Origin of the sequence: Nocardioides carbamazepini, from assembly GCF_024614185.1 — a bacterium.
Lineage (GTDB): Bacteria > Actinomycetota > Actinomycetes > Propionibacteriales > Nocardioidaceae > Nocardioides > Nocardioides carbamazepini.
In genome coordinates this window covers 136,115-153,611 of sequence record NZ_JAHTLF010000025.1, presented here as the reverse complement: position 1 = coordinate 153,611, position 17,497 = coordinate 136,115, and the positions used below count along the sequence as shown (strand labels likewise).

The following is a 17,497-nucleotide window of genomic DNA, read 5'->3' as shown; positions in this document are numbered from 1 at the left end:
CCCGGGCCGATGCACTTGCACTGGGGGCGCTCGCCTGAGCCAGGCCAGTGACGCGCTACTGGGGTGATCCGTGTGCGAGATAGCCACGCTGGATGGCGATCTGATCCGCGATGTAGCGGGCGTCGTGCCACACACCCCAGATGAAGCTCGAGGCCCGCCGAGACAGCCAGGGCAGTCCGACGAAGTAGACGCCGGGCTCCGTCGAGACCCCGCGGTGATGGGCCGGCTCGCCGGCAGCATCGAACGCGTCCACCTGGAGCCAGCCGTAGTCGGTCCGAAAGCCGGTCGCCCAGACGATCGAGGCGACGCCCTGCTCGTCGAGGTCGAGCTCGAGCAGTGGGTCCACGACGGCGCTGGGGTAGGGCCCCAGGACCCACGCTCGGGCCTCCTCAGGGAGATCGATCCCATTGCGGTCGACGTAGGCGTCAGCAGCCTCGAGCAGTGCGAGATAGGACGCGTCACCAGCGGCGATGCTCTTCCCGAGGTCGTCCGCGAAGCGGAGCCTGCCCTCCTCGAACGCGGTCGTGCGCCCCACCAGGTGCACCCCGTTCGCTTCCAGGTCGCGGAAGTCCACCGTGTGACCCGCCCGGGCCCCGCTCACGGCGATCGTCACGTGCTCGGCTCCAGCCGTCGGCGCCGCGAGATCCCACTGCCCCAACACGCCCAGCCACCAGCAGAAGTCGCGGTCCCGGTAGGAGCGGGGCGGACGGTCGTGCGGTCCGACGGACAGGTAGACCGTCCGACCGGCTCGGCGCAGCTCATCGGCGATCTGGGCACCGGACGATCCCGCTCCGACGACCAGTACCGCGCCCTCGGGCAGCTGCGACGGGTTGCGGTACGAGCTCGAGTGGAGCTGCAGGGCGACCGCGTCGTCGGGCACGACCCGGGGCATGACAGGCACCTGGAACGGCCCCGTCGCCGCGACCACGAACCGGGCGTCGATCGATCCCTGCGACGTCTCGACGCGGAAGCCTGCGCGCCGCGCGTTCCTGCGAACCGAGGTGACCTCGACGCCGGTCCGGACCGGCGCCTCGATCTTGCGGGCGTACGCGGCGAAGTAGTCGGCGACCTGGTCCTTCGTCGCGAAGGCAGCCCCGTCGAGGTCGGCCACCTCGGCGAAGGAGAGGCCGGGGAAGCGGTCGTGCCAGGACGGCCCGTTCGCGACCAGGGAGTCCCATCGCTCGCGTCGCCAGCGCTCGGCGATCCCGTGCCTCTCCAGCACGACATGGGATACGCCGTGCCGTCCCAGGTGCTCGCTCATCGCGATGCCGGCCTGGCCCGCCCCGACCACCACGACCTCAACCGCTTCATCCACCATCTCTGCCTCCACTGCCTGCCGTTGAGCAGGCCACTCTCCGCTGCGCGACGCTCGCACACTGGGGATCTTCGGCAACAGGAGATGCGCCTGTCCAACAGATGTTTTTGGCGATTTAGATCTACTTTTTCGATGCACTCGGACGTGCGGGGCCACGGAGGACTCCGCAACGGCAGACGGCTTCAGGTCCGATCCGCACCAGCACGTGTTCCGGCATGCTGTCCGCGCTGGTGTTCGCCGTCGCGGGCGACCGGGACGAGGTCGCCGGCACCACTGGGCGGGGGCAGGAGCTCGGCCCCAGTCAGGCGGGCTCCTCCAGGGACAGCCTGCGGGCGATGTCGTCGCGCAGGGCGCGCTTGTCGGTCTTGCCGACCTTGGTGGTCGGGATCTCATCGATGACGACGAGGCGCTCAGGAAGCTTGAAGGCGGCGATACCGGCAGCGGTCATGGCGGCGCGGACGTCGTCCAACACCACCGTCGCACCGGGCCGGACCTGGACATAGAGGCACAGCCGCTGACCGAGGAGCGGGTCCGGCATCGCCACCGCCGCGGCCAGCTCGACGTCGGCGACGCGGTAGGCGAGGCTCTCGACCTCCTCGGCCGAGATCTTCTCGCCCCCGCGGTTGATCAGGTCGTGGGCCCGGCCGTGGACGACGAGGTTGCCGTCGGCGCGGAGCTCGACGACGTCGCCGGAGCCGTACCAGCCGTCGACGAACGCACGCGCGTTCGCCTCGGGGCTCCGGTAGTAGCCGCGCGGCGTGTAGGGCCCCCGCGTGAGGATGAGCCCCTTCTCACCGGCGGGCACATCGGCCCCTTCCTCGTCGACGACCCGGATCTCGTCGGCCGCGGAGATCGGCCGGCCCTGGGTGCCGGTGATCACCTCGACCGGATCGTCGAGGCGGGTCATGTTGATCAGTCCCTCAGCCATGCCGAAGACCTGCTGCAGCGTGCAGCCGAGCACGGCGGTGACCTTGCGGGCCGCCTCGTCGGGCATCCGCGAGCCGCCGACCTGAAGCACCTGCAGCGGCGCGGCGGTGAGGCCGTGCTCGGCGGCGTGGTCGACCCAGCGCTGGGCGACGGCGGGCACCGCTGCGGTCACGGTGACGCCCTCGGCGGCGATGACCTCCAGCGCCCGCGAAGGCTCCGGGCTCGCCAGCATCACGACCCGGCCGCCCACGAAGAGGGTGCCGAGGATGCCCGGGCAGGCGAGCGGGAAGTTGTGCCCGGCCGGCAACGTGACCAGGTAGACCGTCGACGCGTCGAGACCGGTGATCACGCCGCACTGACGGGCGTTGTAGGCGTAGTCGTCGTGGGTGCGGGCGATGAGCTTCGGCAGCCCGGTGGTGCCGCCCGACAACAGGAACAGCGCGACCGCGCCCGACGGTGCCGGCGGCTCGGCCAGCCGCTCAGGACCGGGGGCGACGACGGCGTCCACGTCGAGGTCCGTGCTGCGCGCGTCGCCGAGCACGAGCGTGACGACGAGGCTCGGCACGTCGGCGCGGACGGTGTCTGCGAGCTCGCGGTGGTCGAACCCCCGCAGCACGCTCGGGACGACGAGGGCGCGGGCCTGGGCGACCTGCGCGAGGGAGGTCAGCTCGAGCGCCCGGTGGGCGGGCAGCGCGAAGACCGGGACGATGCCCGCGCGCAGGCAGGCGAGCGTGAGGACGACGAACTGCCAGGTGTTCGGGAGCTGGACGATGATCCGGTCGTCGGCCGCGAGGCCGGCATCGCGGAGCCGGCGGGCGCCGGCATCGGCGCGGGCGAGCACCTCGGCATAGGTCAGCCGGACGTCGCCGTCGACCAGGGCGACGGCGTCGGGCCGCTCGGCCGCGGCCCGCGCGAAGATCTCGAAGAGGTGCAGGCCGGCCCACAGTCCCTCGGCGCGGTAGCGCTCGGCGACGTCCTCGGGCCACGGCACCACGCCCTGCGACGTCGCGGCGATCGGCTCGGCGTGCACACTCATTCCACCTTCTCCTCTGCTCGCTGCTCGGCTCGCGCTGCGACGACCACCGCGTCCAGCGCCACCAGCCCGTCGCTACCGACGCGCAGGGGGTTGATCTCGATCTCCTGGATCCCGGCATCCGAGAGCAACGCCTCGGCGAGGGCGCCGACCACCCGCACCAGCTCGTCGCGGTCGAGTGCGGGTCCGCCGCGGTAACCGTCGACCAGGGGCTCGGCACGCAGCTGTCCCGGGAGCGCGCGCACCACGTGGGGCGGCGCCGGGAGGGAGCAGATCGCGGTGTCGTCCCACAGCTCGGTCGCGATGCCGCCGACACCGAGGACGGCGATCGGGCCGAACACCGGGTCGATCCGGACGCCCAGGAGCAGGTCGACGCCGTCGGGTGCCATCTCCTCGACCAGGAACGCGGGCGCGCCGATCCGCTCGAGCGCGGCGATCGCCGTACCGAGGTCGGCGTCGCTCGCCACGCCGAGGTGGACACCGCCGATGTCCGACTTGTGGAGCACCGCCGGGTCGAGGACCTTGACCGCGACCGAGGGACCGAGCTTCTCGAGCGCCGCCCGCGCCTCGGCCAGGTCGGTGCAGACCGCGCGCCGCGGCGTCCGTACGCCGAGCGCGTCGAGCAGGTCCTTGGCCCGCGCCTCCGACCACGCGCTCCCCGCCCACGCGGCGGCGTCGTGGAGGCGTGGCCCGGCGGTCTGCGCCGGCGCGGCACTCCGCATGCTGCGAGCGTGCGCGTCGACGGTGATCGCGTGCAGGCCCTGCGCCAGCGCGGTCGGCCCGACCAGCACGGGCACCTGTCCGGCGGCGGCCGTGCGCACGTCCTCGACGGCGCGCCCGTGCCCGTCGACGGCCACCACGACCGGGATCGTCAGCGCCGCCGTGGCCAGGGCGTCGGGCAGCGAGACCACCGGCTCGACGATCGAGTAAACACCCAGCACGTCGACGTTCTCGTCCCCGCCCACCGTGGCGAGCACGTCGGCGAAGGTCGGGCCAGGACGGCCGGTGTCGACGGGGTTGTCCAGGAAGGTCAGTGGCGGCAGCAGCTCGGTGAGCCGCTGCTTGGTCGCCGGCGCGACGCGCGGCACGTCGACCCCGCGGGTGCTCAGCTCGTCGGCGATGATCAGCCCCGGTCCGGCCTGGCCGGTCACCAGGCCGACCCCTGCCCTTGGCCGCGGCGCGGCCCGGACGGCCGTCAGCGCCGAGGCGGCGTTGACGAGCTCGATCTCCGAGTCCACCACGACCGCGCCGGCCTCGCGCAACAGCGCGCGCGTGGTGCTCCAGGCCGTCGCCAGCGATCCCGTGTGGGACTGGGCGAACTCGCTGATGTCGTTCTGGCCCACGACCAGCGCGACGACGGGCTTGACCTCGACCACCCGTCGTACGGCAGCGAGGAGGCCGGGCCCGTCGGGGACGGACTCGAGGTGCAGCGCCACCGCGCGGGTCTGGGGGTCGTCGGCCAGGTGGTGCAGGACGTCGACCGCGGTCACGTCGATCGCGGCTCCCAGACCGACGCCCGTGCTCACGCCGGCGCCGATCCGGTCGAGCTGGAAGGCGAGCGCGTGGTTGACGCCGCCGCTGGCCGCGACGATGCCGACCGAGCCCGAGCCGAGCTCGCCGACCCCGGGCACGAAGCTCGCGAACAACCGCGCGCCGGGCCGGAAGAAGCCCGAGGTGTTGGGCCCGAGCAGCCGCACGCCGGTCTCGGCGACAGCGGCCACCAGGTCGTCGTGCACGGCCTGCCCGGCCGCGCCGATCTCGGCGAAGCCTCCCGCGCAGACCACCGCGGCCGCGACGCCCGAGGCACCGCACTCCCGCAGCGCGCCGGGGACGGCGGGCGCCGGCACGCACAGGACCGCGAGGTCCAGGGCCGGGTGGACCCGGAGGGCGGCGGCGAGGTCGGGGAACATGTCCCGGCTGCCCGCCGGGTTGATGCCGACGACCGCGCCGGCGTAGCCGCGGAGCGACTGCATCATCGCCTGGCCGAGCTTGTTCGGCTTGTCCGAGGCGCCCACCACCGCGATGGCGCGCGGGTCGAGCAGCGCCGCCAGCGAGCCGGGCGCGCTCATCGGACCTCCGCCACGGCGTCGGCGCGACCGGACAGGACCAGCGTCTCGGCGTCGAGCCGGTCGCCCTCGCGGAGGACGACGACCGTCGGCGTACCGGTGCGCAGGCGCAGCGCCTCGCTGCGGAAGACCTTGTCGTAGCCGTCGGTGCCGTCCACGACGACGACCACCGCCGCGGCCCCCGGCAGCCGGACGGCGCCGTCGTACAGGTCCGTGCCGTCCCAGCCGAGGACCCGGCCGGAGGTGCGCATCGAGCCGCAGACGAGCGGCGTCTCCAGGGCTGGGCTGCCGTGTGCGGCCACCCAGGCGTCGCGGACCTCCTTGACCAGCACGGGATCGCGCCGCTCGATCCGGTCGATGTTGATCGAGCGCGAGAAGAAGTGGAAGCCGAACCGGGTCGGCTCGAAGGCGTCGTAGTACTCGCCGAAGCGCTCCCACCAGCCGAGCCCGCCCCGGGCCGCGGACTGGATCCGGGCTACGTCCGGCTGCCGCTCGGCCTGGTACGCCGCGAAGGCCGTCGTGAGGTCGGGATGGCCGGCCGCCAGCGCGCGGGCCAGCGCGATGCCGTCCTCCATCGCCATCTTGGTGCCCGAGCCCACCGAGAAGTGGGCGGTGTGCACGGCGTCGCCGAGCAGGACGACGTTGCCGTCGTACCAGCGCTCGGTGGAGCGGGTGCGGAACGAGGTCCACCGGGAGTTGTTGGCGAGGATCTCGGCCCCGGCGAGGTCGGCCTCGAAGAGGTCGGTCAGGTAGCGACGGGTCTTCTCGTCGGACGGCCCGGCCGGCTGGGTGACGTCGAACTCGTCGAGCCCGGCCGCGCGCCACGAGGCCTCGTCGGTCTCGACGATGAAGGTGCTGACGTCCTCGCTGATCGGGTAGGCGTGGGCGGCGAAGTTGCCGTGCGCCGACTGCTGGTGGACGAAGGTGAGGCCGTCGAACAGGTGCCGGGTGCCGAACCAGATGAACTTGGCGCTCGCCTCGGCCACGTGGTGCCCGAGGACCTGCTCGCCGAGGAGCCCGCGGACGAGGGAGTTGGCGCCGTCGGCGCCGACCACGACGTCGTACTCGTCGCGGAGGCGGGCGAGGCGCTCCGCGTCGACGTCCTCGCCGAAGCGCAGGTCGACGCCGGCCGCCCGGGCCCGCTCGTGGAGCACCGACAGCAGCTTCTTGCGGTGGACCGCGGCCATGCCGTTGCCCGCGAACGAGCGGCGCTCACCCTTGAGCCAGACCTCGACCGGGTCCCAGTGGTGGCCGTGGTCGGCCAGCGCCTGCCGGACGACCGGGTCGGCCTCGAAGATCGCGCCGAGCGTCGCATCCGAGAAGACGACACCGAACCCGAAGGCGTCGTCGGGCTGGTGCCGTTCGAGGACGGTCACCTCGGCACCCTTGTCGGCCGCCATCAGCTGGCTGGCCAGGAAGAGCCCGCCGGGGCCCCCGCCGATCACGGCGACGCGCAGTGCCATCAGATCTCCTCGGTTCGCGTGCTCAAATCATCCAACAGTTCTATCACGGACGTCAACCGATTGTTTCATAACCCCGTCTCATCGCCCGACCAGCGTGAGCGCGGCGTTGACGATCGAGCCCGGGTCGATGCCGTGCAGGGCATAGGCGTCCGCGAGGTTGCTGGACTGACCGAAGTCCGACACCCCGAGGCACCGGATCGGGTCGCCCCGCAGGCCGGCCAGGAAGGACAGCGTGTGCGGGTGCCCGTCGAGCACCGTCACGAGGGGCGCCGCCGACGCGGGCGGGAACAGCGCACCGGCGATGTCGTCTCCCGACGCGGAGCCGACCCGGCCGCGCTGGTGGAACGAGCGGAACACCAGGTCGGGGCTGGTCAGGCAGACCACGCCGGCCCGCACGCCCTGGGTCGCCAGGACGTCCGCGGCGGCGAGCACCTCGGGCATGATCGCGCCGACGCCGACCAGCGTGACCTGCTCGGTGCCCGGCTCGTGGTCGGTGAGCCGGTAGCCGCCGGCGACGGCCTGCTTGCGGCGCCGCTCGACCAGCAGCGCGTCCTCGGGAACCGCGGCGAGCGCCTGGTCGATCGGCCGCGTCGACAGCCGGAAGTACGACGACGTACCGCCCTCGACGCCGACCTTGTCCATCGCGGCGAGCAGGCACCACTCCAGGTCCTGCGCGAAGGCCGGCTCCCATGCGATGCACCCCGGCTGCTCCAGCCCGATCGACGGGGTGGTGATCGACTGGTGGGCGCCGCCCTCGGGCGCCAGCGTCACGCCGGAGGGCGTGCCGACGATGATCGACTGCCCGCCGGCGTAGATGCCGTAGGACCAGGGCTCCAGCGCACGCGGCACGAACGGGTCGTAGAGCGTGGCGATCGGGATCAGCCGCTCCCCCCAGCGCGACCAGGTCGCGCCGAGCTCGCCGAGCAGGCAGACCAGGTTGACCTCGGCGATGCCGAGCTCGATGTGCTGGCCGTGGGTCACCTCCGACCACTTGAGCACCCGCTCGGCGTCGTCGGCGAACCAGTCCGGCCGGTCCTCGACCGACCACACGCCGGTCTTGTTGATCCAGCCGCCGAGGTTGGTCGACGACGCGACGTCCGGGCTGCACGTGACGACCCGCTCGGCGATGTGCGGCACCGACCGGGCGAGGTCCCCCAGGAACCGGCCGAGCGCGGCCTGCGTCGAGATCGGCGCCCGGTGCGCACGCCCCAACCGGACCGGTACGGCGTCCGACCGGCGCCGTGGCACCGGCGGGCGGGCCATGACGTCCCGGCGCTCCGCGCAGACCCGCGCGGCCGCCGAGTCCACGGGCAGCGGCGCCCACGGGTCGTCCAGGTCGGCACCGCAGGCCCGGGCCAGCTCGAGCATCTGGTCGCCCGTGAGCAGCGCCGAGTGGTTGTTGGGATGCCCCTCGGTCGGCAGGCCGCGGCCCTTGACCGTGTAGGCGAAGACCACCGTCGGCCGGGTCGGGTCGAGGTTCCGGTAGGTGTCGAGCAGCAGCCCGATGTCGTGCCCCCCGAGGTCGCGCACCGCCGCGGCGAGATCGGCGCTCGACAACGACGCGAGCAGCGCCCGCAGCTCGGCGCTCCCCTGCGGGCCGGCGATCCGGTCGGCGGTCTCGCTCGCGTCGGCCCGCAGCAGCCGCTGGTACTCCTCGTTGGGCATGTCCTCCAGGCGCCGGCGCAGCTCGGCGCCCCCGGGCCGTGCGAAGAGCTCGGTGATCGCCCGCCCCCACTTGAGGGCGACCACCTGCCATCCGGCCGCCGCGAACATGCCCGTCAGCCGGTCGATCTGGACGTCGGGCACGACCCGGTCCAGCGACTGCCGGTTGAGGTCGACGATCCACAGCAGCTCGCCGAGCCCGGCCACCGCCGGGTCGGCCACGGCCTCCCAGATCGCGCCCTCGTCGAGCTCGGCGTCACCCAGCAGGCTGACGAACCGGCCCGCCGCGGGCGTCGTCGCGAAGTGCGAGCGCGCATAGCGGTGCGCCATCGCGGCCCACAGCGCCGCCGTCGCGCCGATGCCGACCGAGCCGGTCGAGAAGTCGACGGTGCCCGGGTCCTTGATCCGGCTGGGGTACGACTGCAGGCCGCCCTTGTCCCGCAGCGTCGTCAGGTACGCCGCGTCGAGGTCCCCGAGCAGGTAGTTGATCGCGTGCAGCACCGGTGAGGCGTGTGGCTTGACCGAGACCCGGTCGAGCGCGGTCAGCTCGGAGAACCACAGCGACACCATGATCTCGACCATCGACGCGCTCGACGCCTGGTGGCCGCCGACCTTGACGCCCGACTCGTTGGGCCGGCCGCGGTTGGCCGCGTCGACGATCGAGGTGGCGACCCAGCGCACCCGGTCGGCGATGTCCCGCAGCGCGGCGACCTCCCGCGCGCCGTGCGCCAGCGCGGTCATCGCTGCTCCTGGACGTGGGCGCGCATGTCCGCGGCGAGCGACGGGTTGGTGTGGCGCCCGCCGGCGCCCAGCTCGTCGATGACGTTCGCGACGGTCGCGTCGGGCTTGTCCTGGCTGAGCTTGCGCTTGGCCTCGACCCGGGTCACCCGGATCCGGAAGCCGACGGTGCCGCGGTGGATCTCGCGCGCGAGCGCGGCGTCCTCGGGCGTGCCCTCCAGCGGCCGCGGGTGGGCGAGACCGGCCTCGAAGTGGTCGACGAAGCGGCCGAGCACGGCGTAGTTCTCCTCGGCGCTGAGGATCTCCGGACGGCCGTGCAGGTGGGCGACCGTGAAGTTCCAGGTCGGCACCTCCGGCTCCGAGCGGTCGTACCAGCTCGGCGAGACGTAGCCCTGCGCCCCGTGGACGACGACGAGCACCTCGTGCTCGCCGAGCTCGTGCAGCTCCTCGTCGGGCCGGCCGACGTGGCCGAGCAGCACGATCTCCTCGTCGCCTCCGGCCGCACTCCCGTCGAGGATGACCGGGTAGTGCGAGGCGACGAGCCCGCGCGAGGTCGCGCTGACGATCGTCACGAACGGATGCTCCGCGACGAGCTGCCGCACGGCAGCCCGATCGGTGAGCGCGTAGACAGGGTTGTGCCTCATGCCGCACGCTCCATCCGGGTCAGGGCGTCGTCGAGGCGCGCGACGTCCGCGTCGTCGACGAGGACGTGGGCCGCGCACCGGACCCGGCCCTCGCGCACGGCGGCGTGCACGCGCGCGTCGGCCAGGGCGGCGACGACGCGCGCCGGGTCGTCGCCGGGGCACTCGAAGGCCACGATGCCGGAGCGCTCGCCCTCGGTGGTCGAGCTGGCCACGCGGTAGCCGTGCTCCGCCACCGTCGCGGCGACGCGGGCGCTCACCGCCAGCACGTGCTCCTCGATCGCCGCGATCCCGAGGTCGGTGAAGAGGTCGATGCTGGCGCCCATCGCGTACATCCCCCCGAGGTTGGGCACGCCGGACTCGAACCTGCGGGCGCCGTGGGCGAGCCGCAGGACGTCGTCCGGGCCGCGGGTGAGGTCCTTGAGCTCCATGACGTCCTCGATCGACTTCCACCCCGGGACCGGGACGGTCAGCGCCTCCTGGAGCCGCGGGGAGACGTAGCACAGCGAGATCCCGTAGCCGGCGCACAGCGCCTTGTAGCCGTGCGCCGACACCAGGTCCGCCCCGAGCGCCTCGACGTCGACCTGCAGGACGCCGATCGCCTGGACGGCGTCCACGACCAGCCAGATGCCACGCTCGCGGCACAGCCGGGAGATCTCCTCGATCGGCGCGCGGAAGCCGGTGCTGAAGTTGACCAGGCTCAGGAAGATCGCCCGGGTGCGCGGGCCGATCAGCGCGGCGACGTCCTCGACGTCGTACCGGAGGCGGCCGCGGTCCTCGACGAACCGGACGTTCACGCCCTGGTCGCGCAGCCCGCGCAACGGCTCGACCACGCTGAGGAACTCGTAGTCGTAGGTGATCACCTCGTCGCCGGGCGCCCAGTCCAGGCCGAGGACCGGGAGGCCCAGCCCCTCGCTGGTGCTCTTGAGGAAGCAGATGTCGCCCGGGCGGGCGTTGATCAGCCCGCCGACCTTGGCGCGCATCAGGTCGACACCGGTCCACCAGTGCCCGACGCCCGGACCGTGGCCGCCCGACGCGACCTCCTTCAGGAACGCGGTCTGCGCCTCGATGCCGGCGACCGGCATCGGTCCGTAGGTGGCGACGTCGAAGTACGAGCGGTCGTGCGTGATCGGGAACTGCTGCGCGACGACCTCGCGCCGGCCAGCGGTGGTCACCGGCGCCATCAGCTCGCCTCGTAGACGCGGGAGCCGCCGACGTAGGTGCTCGTCACCTGCACCGCGGACAGCTCCTCGTGCCGGACCGTCGTCAGGTCGCGGTCGAGGGTGACCAGGTCGGCCAGGTAGCCGGTCCGGATCTTGCCGGTGTCGTCGAGGTGGTTGGCCCACGCACTCCCCGACGTGTACGACGTGACGGCCTCCGCGAGGCTGATCGCCTGCTCCGGCAGGAAGGCCGGTCCCCCGAGGCCCGGGTGGGTCCGGTTGACCGCGACGTGGATCGCGTCCATCGGGTTGGCGCTGCTGACCGGCCAGTCGCTGCCGGCCGCGAGCCGGGCGCCGGCGTTGACGAGGTCGCCGAACGGGAAGCTCCAGGCGAACCGCTCGTCACCGAGGAGCGGCGCCTTCTGCTCGTCGAGCTGCGGCTCGTGGCAGGCCCAGACCATCTGCACGTTGGCGAGCGCTCCGATCTCGCCGAAGCGGGCGATGTCGGCGGGCTCGACGATGTCGAGGTGGGCCACCTGGTGCCGGTAGCCGCGGTTGCCATCGGCGCTCTGGGTCGCGGCGATCGCGTCGAGCGCGTCGCGCACCGCCAGGTCGCCGACGGCGTGGATGTGCAGCGAGAAGCCCTCACGACCGAGCGCGATCCCGATCTCCCGCATCAGGTCGGGCGAGATGAACGAGTCGGGCCGCACGGTCGGGTGCCCGCAGTACGGCTTCAGCATCGAGGCCGTCATGAACTCGATCATCCCGTCGAGCATGATCTTGACGACCCGCGGCTGGAACAGCGGCGACCAGTAGGCGTCGCGGGCCGCGACGATGTCGGCGACCTGCTCGATGCCGCGGCTGCGGTCCCACCACAGACCGCCGATCACGCGGGTGGTCAGCGTGCCGTTCTCGACCGCGCGCCGGTAGGCCTCCAGCGTGCTCTGGCCGTCGGCGCCGGGCGCGATGAGGACCTGGGCGTCCTGCCAGGCCGTGATGCCCAGCGACTGCAGGTGGTCCTGGGCGTAGCGCAGGCCCTCGTCGAGCTCGTCCTCGGTGATGAGCGGGACCAGCCGGCGCACCAGCTCCATCGCGCCGTCGCTGAGCAGGCCGCTCGGGTTGCCGTCGGCATCGCGCTCGATGCGGCCGTCGTACGGGTCGGGGGTGGCGGCGGTGACGCCGGCCAGCTCCAGCGCCCGGCTGTTGACCCAGGCGCTGTGCCCGTCGCGGGCGGGGAGGTAGACGGGCCGGTCGGGGACGACGGCGTCGAGCATCGCGGCGGTCGCGACGCCTCCTGGGAACACGTCGAGCGACCAGCCGCCGCCGAGGATCCACGGGCGGTAGGGGTGCCGGTCGGCGTATGCGCGGACGAGGTCCTGGTAGCCGGCCACAGTGCTGTCCTCGTAGCCGCTGACCGATGTGCTGTCGCGCAGGTTGCAGCGCACGGCGTACTCGACGCCGGCGGCGATCGGGTGCACGTGGGCGTCCTGGAAGCCTGGCAGCAGCGTGGCGCCCCGGAGGTCGACGACCTCCGTGCGGCTCCCGCGCAGCTCGCGGACCCGGTCCTCGGGGCCGACCGCGAGGATCCGCTCCCCCTGGACCGCGACCGCAGTGCCCGGCGGCTGGGGGTCCGCCGGACCGCCCACCGCGCCGTTGACGAACAGGACGTCTGCCGTGTCGGTCATCTCTTCACTCACCTGTTTTCATCTGCCCAGCAGGGCTTTCGTGTTGTCTGGATCTGGGAAATCGATGCAAGGGGATGCCCGGGTATGCCGGACGCCGCCGCAAGGGCCGCGACCGGTCAGTCGCGCGCGCGGTGGCCGTAGCGGCGGTCGTAGGCGGCGCGCAGCTCGGCCGCGTTGCCGTCGATCCGCCCGACCACGGCGAGGGTCGCCTCGACGGCGGCCGCCTCGAGGTCGCGCTCGTCGGCGGCGAGGGTCCGACCGTCGCGGATCACCCACTGCCCGCCGACCATCACCGAGCGGACGTCGGTGTAGCTCGCCATCTGGAGGAAGGCGTCGAGCGGACGGCTGACCATCAGGTAGCGCCAGTCGTCGATCGGCGCGAGCACCAGGTCGGCCTGCTTGCCCACCTCGAGCGAGCCGATCTCGGCGTCCCAGCCGAGGCCGGCGGCGGCGTTGCGGGTGCCCATCGCGAGCGCCTCGGTCGGCAGCACCGCGGTGTCGTCGGCGGCGAGCTCGTTCTGCGGGAGCCAGGCCATCCGCATGGCCTCGATCTGGCCGGCCACGGCAGCCGCCTCGCCGTCGGTCGACACCGACAGGTTGACGCCGGCCCGCTTGAAGCGCAGGAACTGGCCGCCGTTGCCGCTCATCGTGTTCTCGCCGGTGGTGCCGTACTTGGCCGGCGCCATGCACACGTGGACGCCGTGCTCGCGGACGAGCCGCTCCTCGTCGGCATCGGTGAAGGCGCAGTGCACGGCGAGCAGCCGGTCGTCGAGCAGCCCGAGGTCGTGGAACCGGCGTACCGACGAGCGGCCGAACGCCGCGACGCTCGCGGCCGACTCGTTGGCCATCGCGGCGACGTGGGTCGCGAACCGCGCGTCGTGGCGGCGTACGAGGTCGGCCATCGCCGCGCCCAGCTCGTCGGACATGTTGAGGCTGTAGATCGCCGAGGCCAGGAACCGGACCTGGTCGCCGGGCTGGGCCGCGCAGGCCGTGGCCACCTCGTCGAGCTCCGCGACGATGTCGGCGACGCTGCGGGTGCGCTGGAACGCGCCGGTCGCGGGATCGCAGTAGCCGTCGGAGATCCAGCCGTTGACCGCACCGCGCATGCCGAGGAAGCGCAGCGCGCCCGTCGTCGCCTCGGGCCGGTTGAGCGAGCCGACCTCACCGACGGTGGTGATCCCGCAGCGGAGCTGGGTCCACAGCGAGTAGCGGGCGATCGCCTCGGCCTCGTCGGGACGCAGGTGGTCGACGAGACCGCGCAGGCCGTCGAACACCTGGGAGAGCACGGTGACGTGGCCACCCTGGCTGAAGACGCCGGGCTGCGGGTCGCCGTACCCGCCGTCGGCCAGGAGCTGCCGCGCCCGGTCGACGAACACGTCGTGGAAGTGCGGGTTCACGAAGCCGGGCAGCACCATCGCGCCGCGGGCGTCCACCCGCGCCAGGCGGCCACGCTGCTCATCGGGGAGCGCGGCCACGGCCGGCGCGACGTCGCCGGCACTGCCGAGCGCGGCGATCCGGCCGTCGACCACCAGCACCGAGGCGTGCGGGAGGACCCGGTGCTCGGCGTCGGCGGTGCAGACGAAGGCGCCCTCGATGAGCGCCGGGGCGGGAGTCGGCCCGCCGGTCACGACGCCTCCGGGTTCGCCACGGCCGCGAGGACCTGGCGGGCCCGGACCTGCGCCCGGGTGAACCCGCGGCAGGAGCGGGCGATCACGTCGATCGCGGGCGCCTCGGCGTCGAGGCCCTCGGCGGCATCGGCCAGCGCGGAGCGCGCCACGTCGAGCAGCCGCCCGAGGCTGGCGGCGTCGACCCGGTCACGGGCCTCGTCCAGCAACCGGGCCGCGCGCTCGACGTCCCGCTCGGCCGTCGTCCGGGCCGCGTCGAGGACGGCTGCCGGGTCGGGCCCGAGGTCGAGGTCCCAGTGCGTGCCGGTCTCGCCGTGGTAGTAGAAGCCGTGGCCGAAGTTGGAGCCGGTCCAGCGCGGCGCCAGCATCCCGACCGCGCCGCTGTAGCGGCCCAGCGACGGCGTGCCGAACGCGACGAACGCGTTGCCGCGATGACCCACCGGTGCCTCGGGCGGCGTCGTCGACGCGCCGTCCCCGCCGGGCACGCTGAAGAGGTCGCGCAGCGACGCCGCGTCGAGCTTGCCGGCACCGGCGACGAGCCGTCGGTGCAGCTCACGGTTGCGCGGGGCCGACGAGCTCGCCCAGAGCTGACGGGTCGAGGCGCCGCCGCCGACGTCCTCGGGCAGGCCGGGCCGGTCGGTGTACCAACCCGTCTCGACGCCGTAGTCGTAGCCGCCCTCGGGCGCGCAGAACACGTCGGCGCTGTGCTCGGGGCTCTGCAGGTTGTTGGTCGCGTAGAGGAAGTCGTGGCGCTCCCCCGTGAGCGTCGCCGACTGGGTGCGGACCACCGCGGCTCCCGGGGTGCGGTCCTCGATCACGCCCGCGGAGCGGTCGTCGAGGTAGAAGCCGCCGCCGCTGCCGAGCAGGCGGCCGGCATTGCCGACGGGCAGCGCGAGGTCCATCTCGATCGCCTGCTCGGCGGAGTCGGCGTACCTCATGACGTGCATGACGGCGGCGCCGCGCGTGACGCCGTACCCCCAGGTGTCGCGCGGCTCGGTGCAGCTGTTGCCGCCACCATGGTGGACGTAGGCCACCCCCGCCGCGTTGAACGCCGGGTGCCCGGCCAGGCCGAAGCGGCCGACGCCGGCGATCGAGCCGTTGACCGAGAACGGCGTGTGGATGAACGCGTGCCCGTCGTCGGGGAAGGCGACGATGGTGACCTGGAAGTCGCAGTCGTGGTCGGTGGACGACGCGAAGTGCGCCCGGCCGTCGACCGTCGCGCTGCCCCACGCGGCCGCACCGCTGCACGGACCCTCGGTCTGGCTGGCGAGCTCGCTCTCGAGGAAGGTGCCGAAGTAGGCGCCCATCATGCCGCCGCCCTCGGCGTCCAGGACGCCGATCGGGAGCGGCTCGGTCGCGGGCGGGCTGACGTCGGTGACCAGCGAGATCGCCTGCCAGTCGCTCATCGGCATGCCGCTCGCGGTCACGCCCTCGGCGATGCCGCGGGCGAACTCCAGGATCTCGGGCGCGTGCCGCTCCAGCTGCTCGGCCCAGCCCCCGAGCACCTCGACGACGTCGTCAGGCATCGGGCGCTGCGCGAGCGTCTCGAAGACGAAGGGGCCGAAGATCTCCAGCGACTGGGTGGCGTACTGCCGGCCCATCGCGCGCGAGGAGCCCTCGAGGACGACGACCGGCGCGATCGACGGCACGATCGGGACGTCCCCGAACCAGCCGATCTCGGTGCCGTTGCTGCACAGCTCGCCCGCGATCGCCCGGGCCCGGTCGAGCACGGCGGTGGGGACGCTTCCGGTGGTGCCGGCGACGGCGGAGGCGAGCTCGGTGGCCGCCTCGGCGTCGACGCGCGCGGCCTCGACGTCGGCAGCGGCGAAGGTGCGGATCGAGCGCTCGGCGTTCTCACCGGTGGCGCGGTTGTACTGCCAACGGGCGCGCAGCAGCAGGAGCAGCGCGGCGTCGATGACCTCCAGCCGGGGCGCGTAGTCGGGGTCGGCGTAGCCCGTGCGGGGCAACGAGCGGTTGGCGTGGAGCAACGCCTCGTAGCCGCGGCCCAGCTGCAGGATCGCCGCCGGGATCCCGTCCTTCCAGTCGGTGCTCATCGCTCATCCTCTCCCTCGGTGCTCAGCCGCGCCAGCGAGTCCTTGCCCGCGCGCTTCTCGCGGAAGGAGAACGCCCACGCGGACAGCGACACCGCGACGATCACGGTCAGGCCGTTGAAGGTCGGGGTCACCCACGCCTCGCTCCAGATCCCGCCGAGCTGCTGCAGGCCGGCGACCATGAACGCCAGCGTGTAGACCGCCAGCACCGTGCCCAGGACGTTGAACCGGCCGGGGTCGATCGTGGTCGCGCCGAGGAAGACGCCCGCGAAGGCCGGGAAGATCAGCGCCGAGCCGGCACCGGGCGAGGCCCCGCCGTACTGCGCGGCGAGGAGGACACCGGCGATGCCCGCGATGAGCGCCGCCACGACGAGGGTGCCCGCGACGATGTGCCGGGGCCGTACGCCGGCCAGCTCGGCCGCACGCCGGTTGGCGCCGACCGCGTGGATCCGGCGACCGAGCGGGAGCCACTTGAGCACCGCGAAGATCACGATCGCCAGCCCGATCGCGACCCAGAAGGGGACCGTGAGCCCGAGGATCGTGTGCCGGCCCAGGTTCGTGAAGCCCGTCGGCAGCGGCTCCTCGGGGACGATCGCCTGGTTGCCCAGGTACCAGATCCACACGCCCGAGAGCAGCGTGTACGTGCCGAGCGTGGCGACGAAGGAGGACACCTTCATCACCACGACCAGGAAGGCGTTCAACGCCCCGACCGCGATGCTGGCCAGGAGCGCGAGGCCGATCGCCAACGGCCAGGAGAGGTCCTGCTTCACCTGGAGCCCGATGGTCAGCGCCGCCACCAGTGCGGTGTTGTTGGCGAGCGACAGGTCGAACTCACCGGTGAGCATCTCCAGCATGCCGGCGAGCGCGATGATGAGCACCAGCGCCTGGATGCTGAGCACCGCCGTGATGTTCGTATACGTCGCGAAGGTCTCGGGCCGCAGCAGCGACGCCCCGATCAGGATCACCAGGAACAGGATCGGCACCGAGTACTTCCACAGGAAGTTCGACAGCTGCTGCCGGTTCTCCCGACCGGGACGCCGGGCGGACGTCGTCACGACAACCTCGGGCGCGGGATCCGCGCCGGCGTGCTCACGCACGGACACGGGCGTGGGGCCTTGATGGGACACGTTT

Annotated in this window: 11 protein-coding genes; all 11 read right to left on the bottom strand. The window is 73.0% G+C overall.

The features are described 5' to 3' along the window. Positions 1-55: 55 nt before the first annotated feature. The gene (locus KVF89_RS26770; protein ID WP_257430182.1) at positions 56-1,318 is read right to left on the bottom strand and encodes a flavin-containing monooxygenase; all 1,263 of its coding nucleotides are present in this window, start codon (positions 1,316-1,318) and stop codon (positions 56-58) included. A gap of 298 nt (positions 1,319-1,616) precedes the next feature. After that, complete coding sequence (locus tag KVF89_RS26765; protein ID WP_257430181.1) at positions 1,617-3,278, bottom strand: (2,3-dihydroxybenzoyl)adenylate synthase; 1,662 nt, start codon at positions 3,276-3,278, stop codon at positions 1,617-1,619. Then, positions 3,275-5,344: an acetate--CoA ligase family protein gene (locus KVF89_RS26760; RefSeq protein ID WP_257430180.1), complete on the bottom strand. Its 2,070-nt coding sequence runs from the start codon at positions 5,342-5,344 to the stop codon at positions 3,275-3,277. The genes KVF89_RS26765 and KVF89_RS26760 overlap by 4 nt, the downstream gene beginning before the upstream one ends. Further along, positions 5,341-6,804 carry an FAD-dependent monooxygenase gene (locus KVF89_RS26755; RefSeq protein WP_257430179.1) on the bottom strand — a complete coding sequence of 488 codons (1,464 nt, stop codon included), beginning with the start codon at positions 6,802-6,804 and terminating at the stop codon, positions 5,341-5,343. The genes KVF89_RS26760 and KVF89_RS26755 overlap by 4 nt, the downstream gene beginning before the upstream one ends. 78 nt (positions 6,805-6,882) lie before the next feature. Further along, positions 6,883-9,207 (bottom strand): thiamine pyrophosphate-binding protein, encoded by a 2,325-nt coding sequence (locus tag KVF89_RS26750; protein ID WP_257430178.1) that lies wholly within the window; start codon positions 9,205-9,207, stop codon positions 6,883-6,885. Next, the gene (locus KVF89_RS26745) at positions 9,204-9,848 is read right to left on the bottom strand and encodes an FMN-binding negative transcriptional regulator (protein WP_257430177.1); all 645 of its coding nucleotides are present in this window, start codon (positions 9,846-9,848) and stop codon (positions 9,204-9,206) included. The genes KVF89_RS26750 and KVF89_RS26745 overlap by 4 nt, the downstream gene beginning before the upstream one ends. Beyond that, complete coding sequence (locus tag KVF89_RS26740; protein ID WP_257430176.1) at positions 9,845-11,029, bottom strand: aminotransferase class V-fold PLP-dependent enzyme; 1,185 nt, start codon at positions 11,027-11,029, stop codon at positions 9,845-9,847. Before KVF89_RS26740 ends, KVF89_RS26745 begins: the two co-directional genes overlap by 4 nt. Beyond that, complete coding sequence (locus tag KVF89_RS26735; RefSeq protein ID WP_257430175.1) at positions 11,029-12,690, bottom strand: amidohydrolase; 1,662 nt, start codon at positions 12,688-12,690, stop codon at positions 11,029-11,031. The genes KVF89_RS26740 and KVF89_RS26735 overlap by 1 nt, the downstream gene beginning before the upstream one ends. Before the next feature lie 116 nt (positions 12,691-12,806). Beyond that, positions 12,807-14,318 (bottom strand): amidohydrolase family protein, encoded by a 1,512-nt coding sequence (locus KVF89_RS26730; protein WP_257430174.1) that lies wholly within the window; start codon positions 14,316-14,318, stop codon positions 12,807-12,809. Then, the gene (locus tag KVF89_RS26725; RefSeq protein WP_257430173.1) at positions 14,315-16,369 is read right to left on the bottom strand and encodes a C45 family peptidase; all 2,055 of its coding nucleotides are present in this window, start codon (positions 16,367-16,369) and stop codon (positions 14,315-14,317) included. Before KVF89_RS26725 ends, KVF89_RS26730 begins: the two co-directional genes overlap by 4 nt. Further along, positions 16,366-17,493, bottom strand: a complete 1,128-nt coding sequence (locus KVF89_RS26720; protein ID WP_257430172.1) for an ABC transporter permease — start codon at positions 17,491-17,493, stop codon at positions 16,366-16,368. Before KVF89_RS26720 ends, KVF89_RS26725 begins: the two co-directional genes overlap by 4 nt. Positions 17,494-17,497 lie beyond the last annotated feature (4 nt).

Bases quoted from the DNA above. Each gene is read 5' to 3' on its own strand.
- KVF89_RS26770 (WP_257430182.1), bottom strand. From the start codon at position 1,318: ATGGTGGATGAAGCGGTTGAGGTCGTGGTGGTCGGGGCGGGCCAGGCC.
- KVF89_RS26765 (WP_257430181.1), bottom strand. From the start codon at position 3,278: ATGAGTGTGCACGCCGAGCCGATCGCCGCGACGTCGCAGGGCGTGGTG.
- KVF89_RS26760 (WP_257430180.1), bottom strand. From the start codon at position 5,344: ATGAGCGCGCCCGGCTCGCTGGCGGCGCTGCTCGACCCGCGCGCCATC.
- KVF89_RS26755 (WP_257430179.1), bottom strand. From the start codon at position 6,804: ATGGCACTGCGCGTCGCCGTGATCGGCGGGGGCCCCGGCGGGCTCTTC.
- KVF89_RS26750 (WP_257430178.1), bottom strand. From the start codon at position 9,207: ATGACCGCGCTGGCGCACGGCGCGCGGGAGGTCGCCGCGCTGCGGGAC.
- KVF89_RS26745 (WP_257430177.1), bottom strand. From the start codon at position 9,848: ATGAGGCACAACCCTGTCTACGCGCTCACCGATCGGGCTGCCGTGCGG.
- KVF89_RS26740 (WP_257430176.1), bottom strand. From the start codon at position 11,029: ATGGCGCCGGTGACCACCGCTGGCCGGCGCGAGGTCGTCGCGCAGCAG.
- KVF89_RS26735 (WP_257430175.1), bottom strand. From the start codon at position 12,690: ATGACCGACACGGCAGACGTCCTGTTCGTCAACGGCGCGGTGGGCGGT.
- KVF89_RS26725 (WP_257430173.1), bottom strand. From the start codon at position 16,369: ATGAGCACCGACTGGAAGGACGGGATCCCGGCGGCGATCCTGCAGCTG.